This is a genomic window from Gemmatimonadota bacterium, from assembly GCA_009838845.1.
GTDB lineage: Bacteria > Latescibacterota > UBA2968 > UBA2968 > UBA2968 > VXRD01.
This window is the reverse complement of record VXRD01000004.1, coordinates 1-6,203: the sequence shown is the minus strand read 5'-3', so window position 1 is coordinate 6,203 and position 6,203 is coordinate 1. Positions and strand designations below refer to the sequence as shown.

At 46.6% G+C, this 6,203-nt stretch carries 3 protein-coding genes; all 3 read right to left on the bottom strand.

Annotated features, from left to right (window positions below; all coding sequences use genetic code 11):
* Positions 1–1,576, bottom strand: a 1,576-nt coding sequence (locus tag F4Y39_00675) for a GWxTD domain-containing protein (protein ID MYC12218.1), incomplete at its 3' end; no start/stop codon positions are given.
* Between the two features lie 39 nt (positions 1,577–1,615).
* Complete coding sequence (locus F4Y39_00670; GenBank protein ID MYC12217.1) at positions 1,616–5,659, bottom strand: redoxin domain-containing protein; 4,044 nt, start codon at positions 5,657–5,659, stop codon at positions 1,616–1,618.
* Positions 5,656–6,090, bottom strand: coding sequence for a BlaI/MecI/CopY family transcriptional regulator (locus F4Y39_00665; GenBank protein ID MYC12216.1), 435 nt, complete (start codon positions 6,088–6,090; stop codon positions 5,656–5,658). Before F4Y39_00665 ends, F4Y39_00670 begins: the two co-directional genes overlap by 4 nt.
* Positions 6,091–6,203 lie beyond the last annotated feature (113 nt).

The following is a 6,203-nucleotide window of genomic DNA, read 5'->3' as shown; positions in this document are numbered from 1 at the left end:
CCGTTTCAAAATTTTCTGTTAATCGGTCTTTTGGAATCATATAGCTGAGTTCGACCCGCATGCTGTCTCGTTCTTCAAAGGCAGCGATCTGATGGGGGAGGGAGTATTTTCGATTTAAATACGGATCGACAAACCGTTGCTCTATTTTTTTTAATATATGATGTGAGGCTTCCTGAAGTGTACGAGGCAAAGGAGCAAAGACTTGTCTCTTCTCTTTAGGATACTTATCCCCGATTATCGCAAATAGAGGAAGCTTAGCCCCGAAGTCGTATTCACGGAAGACACTTGCTCCTATAGGTAGGCGCTGGCTGACACCATACCAGGAACCGCCGCAAAAATACCAGATATCATCTGTAGTACCACAAAATTTGATCTGAAAGTTTTCGTAATACCAGAACTCCATCATTGTTGCGAGAATATGAGATGATCTTCTTCGAACCAGTGCGGCATCCAGGACCTCTTCAGAATCCCAGGTCCCTTTATGGGTTGTCACGCGCCGTCTATATCTTCCAAATTTGATATAGGTCTTGCCCATATCCGTCTGCCAGCCTTCAACATCATCTGAAAATCGCCTGAACCGCAAATTTGAGTATGCTATGCGACCAAAGTGTTCCATTTTTCTTTCGTTAAAATTAGACAAATAGAGCGGGTCTTGGCGCTTCCAGAACATCTCGCGTTCCAACAACGCATCAATCGTCTGCGTCGTATCGCGGGATGCATGATCTTCCTGAGGAACAAGCAGGTCAATAGATTCGAGCAACTCGCGCTCTTCAGCACTCATCAAGTCAAGAGCGCGTTGATAGTATTCATGCGAGTCATTGAATTCGCCAATCTGATAGGCGGCAAGACCACAAAATAGCAACGCATTTTTATCGTCTGGATATTGCGCGTACAAGTCTTGCATCAAGGTTTGAAACGCATACCAGTCCTCATCTTCAAAGTAGAGTATGCCCAACAAATAATAGGGGTGCTGATTGGTGGCATCCAACTGAATACTTTTTCGCAAGATCTGCACTGCTTCTTGTTTGGATTCCTGGCCAAAGGTCTTGAAATCTTTTATCCTGGGCCTCATTGCCATTAGCCTATAATGTCGTACCCTGGACCCCATGTCCATCTCTTTCAATGGCGCTCTTCTATCTTTCTGTGATAGGAAATCATACACCCAAAACATACCCAGACTATTGAGGACACCCGTATTGTCGAGATGCTTTTCGGTCACGTCTTTGAATTGTTTCAATGCCCGAAATCGAAAGCTCTGTGCCCACCAGATTTTTCCGCGTGTCAGCCGGTATTCAGCATTGTTGGGATCACTTGAGATTGCCTGCTGTATCCTCCTCATTGCGCGCTGTCGCCCATTTACGGTTTGGTCCAGCAGATGCAGTTTGGCCAATTCGCTGTATGCAGGTGCGTAATCTCTATCTTTGGAAATAATCTCTTCAAGAGCTTTTATGCTTTCTTTATGGCTCACATGACCAATTTGCTCCATTGCATTCTGAAAAAGCGCGTCTATTGTGATTTCCCCGTTGGACAAGCCAGAACCAAATAGGCAGGCCAACACAAGAATTGTAAATCGCATTGTTATTCTCTTCAAATGGTCATTAGTGCTATAAAAAGTCTATCGCGAATTTCCTCCATCAGCCGTCTGTAGATCAGTGGCTAATAACGCCCTCACAGCCGCTTCCGTGCGAGTTCCACGCAGCTTCAGCGCGTTGATGACGCCATTTTTATCTATCAGAAATACTGATGGGATGCCCCATATACCGTAGGATTTTGTAATCGCCCGCGTTTTTTCTTTTTCAAATACCTGCACATAGCTCAGTTTTTCACGTTTTACAAAATCTCGCAATGCCTTCTCATCGCGGTCCAAACTCACGCCCACGACTTCCAATCCCTGATCGCGATAGGTATCCGCAATTCTTTTGATTGTCGGAATTTCATCGACGCAGGGGGGACACCAGGTTGCCCAAAAATCGATTAAAACGGCTTTTTCGCCCCGGTAATCTGCGAGCCGGAATGTTGACCCATCCAACTGTTTGGCTTCAAATTCAGGTGCTATATCTCCCAGGCTCAAGGTCGGGCGTTCCTCCATTTTCAGTTCGGTGAGATAACGCAATCCTTTTTTATTCGTCAGATCAATCGTATCGACTTTGCTCCAGCGTTTTCCTGAACTGGGGATACTAGAAAAACGAATTTCAATCTGCGCAGAAGGTAGATCATGCAATTCAAACCGTCCCTCTTTGTCTGTTTGGGTACTGCCTGCTGAAACCAATTTCGGGGGATCATCGGCCAAAACACGGCTATTTACATAAACCCCTGAAACAGGTAGCCCTTTGTAAGTTGCAAAACCGGTAATTCGCGCATCGCCCAGGAGTTCAAAGTTCAGCGTCACATCGCGGTTTTCAATCACCAGCCTCCGAGATTGAATACTGCGATGCAGAATGATCGTTTGTTCCTCCATTTCCAATTCTATGGATGCCTTGACCGAAATTATATATTCCCCTGGCTCAAGGTCATCGAAACGATACGCGCCAGTAGCATCTATAAAATCCCTTTTGGACCGAGTCGGTCCACCTGTAGATGGGCGTTTGGTGGAAAATATTCTGATTTCCAGTCCTTCTACAGAACCCTCATTTAAAGACACCACGCCTGAAGCAGAATACAAACGCAAACGCTCTACGCGGATATCTATTACATCATCGGCAGGCATAATCTCTTGATTCACAATTCTGGTCTCAGGATGATTCACCCAGATGTGACCTTCCGCTACGTCATTTAGGGTGAACAGACCCGATGCATCGGTATATGTATTGCGCTGAAAGGGTAATGCGGGCAATACATATACTCTCTTTTCAGGGTCCGGTGATGGTCCAGGATCAACGCACGCCCATTCCAGGGGTTTGCCCAACTCATCCACAACGCGACCGCGAAACGTCGTTCCTTTTTTGAGACTAATCACTACCTGGCCTTCAATGGCATTTTCAACTTCCCGCGCGATTTGTGCGTATCCTTTTGCTGCAACTTCAAAAGTAGCCTTCGGCCCCGAGACTTGCCAGCCTTCAAATTTTCCATTGGCATCTGTAGTTACTATCTGGGGAGATAGGCGTTGATCTTTTGAGGACTCATCGGAAATCACTACGACAGCATTGGCAATCGGATTATCAGACGTGTCGATTACACGACCAGAGATGCGGCGCGAGTTGAGCAAGAGCAGATCGACATCTTCAATTTTACTCTCGGACTTTGCTTCAACAGTCACGGGTTCAGCTGCATTCTTAGACGCGATCCGCACGCGATATACGCCCGGGGTGACTTCGACGCGATAGCGACCATCTTCATCTGTCATGGTTCCGGCATGCACCTCGCCATCGTCGTATTCAGCCCATATTCCCATATTTGCTACAGGCTGGCCATCGCCCTGATCGATTACTTTACCAGATATTGTTGTCAGGTGATCGATAGGCGGCTTATAAGATACAGTCCCAGAAACACACAGATAAAAAGATCCATCGCCTTTTTCAACCAGGCCCCATACAGAATCGCCGGGAATACCGTGTTTGCGCGTCAATCGCAACCACATCCCATCCTTATATCTCATCAAGCCTCTGGCTTCTACTATCTTTTGATCACCTGGATGAGTCCCAAACCACAGATCGCCATTTTCTGTTTGCCAGATATATCGAGACGCATTTATAGGCAGTCCATCATGTGCATCGTAGTGTGTCCAGGCTGTGCCGTCAAAGCTGGAAATCCCCCCTATGCGCCGCGTTATGGTGCGCCCAATATTCGATCCATGCACGGCCCAAAGCGTGCCTTCCTGATCATAAAATAGTTTATATACCTTGTGGCCATCATATTTATTGCCATTACGCACGCCCTCTACGGGCACGCGATCGACAATATGAGAGGTCCATTTTCCATCTTTGTAGTGGCTCAATCCACGAAGGGTTGCGATCCACACGCCGCCTTTGGAATCGGCTTCCACATTGTAAACCCGATTGTGAATCAATCCATCTTTTATCGTGTAGTTGTGCCATGCTTTGCCATCAAAATGCAAGACGCCGTTTCCGCCTTTGAAGCGATCGGTGCCTCCGTGTGCTCTGTAGTTTGAAAAGCTCTGGGTAACCCAGATACCGCCATCATCATCTTCGGCAAAATCATATCCAGTGGCGATTTTGCCCAGGCCCGTTGTTTTTGAATCCCATACCTGCCATGTCTTTCCGCTAAAGTTCGCGACAATTGGCCTATTTTTATATATACCGGCAAACCAAACCGAGCCATTGCGCGCTTGTATAAAGGCATGTATCTGGTCGAATGAACCACCTTCCGGCAATGTAAATTTTTGCCTCTCATCTCCATCCTGTAAATAGAGACTATTCTTGCAGTGCCACCATATGCGACCATCACGCATTTTTAGTGGAATTAGTCGCTGTGATATCTCACTGGTATCGGTTACGGCAATTCCGCCCTCAAATACAACCTTTTGATCATTGTGATCGACCTTTGAAGTAGTCAGACTACCTATAGCTGTCGCCCCACCGATAAATACCACTGCCATCACCAGTGCCGATACGCGACCAACGCGCGGAGACACATGACCGCCCAGGGTGATAATGCGATTGACGCGATCCATGACCTGAGTTGCTCGCGCCATGTCCATGCCCAGAGCTATCGCAGGACGAGAGCGCAGTTGGGTCGCCACATTGAGAAGCGTATCCGCATAGCTTTCAGAATTGCCAGTTGTCGTTACAGTCCAATCATCACAGGCTTGTTCTTGCACTTCAAAAAGCAGGTGTTTGACGCGGTGGAATAGGGGATTGAACCAGTAAAACGCCAGGCCCACCATTGCCAGCAGACGATACAGGCAATCCCATCGCTTGACGTGTATGAGTTCGTGAATCAAAATCGATTTCAACGGATCGCGCGATTCGACCATAGGTGCGGGTAATACGACCACTGGCTTTAAGAGTCCGACTTGAGTTGGACTGCCGATTTTGTCACTGACGGCGAGTGCAACAGATCGCCGAATACCCAATTGATTCTTTAAGACCTGTAAATCATTTTGAAGCTGTTCGTATTCACAGGGCAATAGAGATCGGCGAAACTTACAAACCATTATCAGACAATAGATTACCCGAATCAATAAAACTAACAGGCCAATAGCATAGACCGCCATCACACCATACAAAGCTTGTGCTGAAGTGATTTTATTCAGTATGTAGGTCGTCCAATCAATTGATTTTGTCGAGGCATTTTTGGCGAAAATAATCTGGGCAGGGGGAGGAGATGCGAAGTTTTGAGATAGTTCTGGGTTTTCTGAAAACGCCCTATTAGATACTCTTTGCTGCTTTAGTGCAGGTGTGGGTTTTTCCAGAGGTGTATCGGGTGCAACAATACGTTGAACGGGCAGAACTGATGGCTCTGAAGAGGACGATGGTGAATCAAATTGAAATCGCAGTGAAGGCATACACAAAGACGCGATGGGAATGACCAACACGCCTACAAGACACCAGTTCAAAAGCAAACTACGCTTTGCTGCCTGTCGCGTGCCCAGGAGCCACACGGCAAGTAGAACAAGACCCATAAATAGAGTGGTCTTAATAGTCGCATCGAGGAGGAAAATGGCAATCGGATCCAGGGCATTGACCAATGTGCCGATCATGATGTGCCTCCTTTGCGTTGCTTGAGTTTTTCACGCAATCGCGCTACGTCGTCCAGGTCTATTTCTTCGTCTTCAACCAGTCGCGCCAGCAAGAGTTCGGTTGAGCCTCCAAATAGTTTTTGAATGATGTGCTTCATTGCGGAGGATTGGACCCTCTGTTGTTCAATTATGGGGCGGTACACATTGGCGCGTCCTTGCTTTTCGTGCGTCACATAGCCTTTGTCTTCCATGATTTGCAGGAGTGTGCGAATGGTTGATCCTTCTAATCGGTTAGGCAATTTTGCCTGGATCATCTCGACGGTTGCTTCTTTCTGTTGCCAGAGTACCTGTATGAGTTCCATTTCACGGGTGGTCAATCCCTCTTGTCGCAGTCTTGCCATTTTTAGCTCCTTTTTATTTTCATGAATGATACGATGCGAAATAATTAGCATATCAGTTCTGAAAAAAATATCCTATTAAAAATTCGTTGTCAAGCCCAAATAGCGAAAAAATTAGCAATGATTTTTAAATGCTCAGCAGGTATAAAAAAACCGCCCGTTTTTAC